This is a genomic window from Cohnella baijiui (assembly GCF_020731285.1).
Classification (GTDB): Bacteria; Bacillota; Bacilli; order Paenibacillales; family Paenibacillaceae; genus Cohnella.
The window spans coordinates 1-223 of sequence record NZ_JAJFOW010000431.1; the positions used below are offsets into that span (position 1 = coordinate 1).

At 44.4% G+C, this 223-nt stretch carries 1 protein-coding gene; it reads right to left on the reverse strand.

The genetic code is table 11. The annotated features are described in order from the left end of the window. A partial coding sequence (locus LKX83_RS33255; RefSeq protein WP_255655044.1) for an EamA family transporter occupies positions 1–223 on the reverse strand: 223 nt, incomplete at both ends.

The window sequence follows — 223 nt, forward strand, 5'->3', positions numbered from 1 at the left end:
GAATGCAAATAACGATAGGTGTAGATGAATTAACAAGCGAAGCATTAATGGACGTTGTATAGTGTAGCGCGATATAAAGAAACGTATTGAATCCGACGACGCCTGTAAGTGCCATAAGAATGACCACGGGCATCCTAGCACGGAGAAGCGGCCATTCTTTATGCAGTTTTGGCCATGCGAATGGAAGGAATACTAGAAAAGCCGTACACCAGCGAAGGAATGA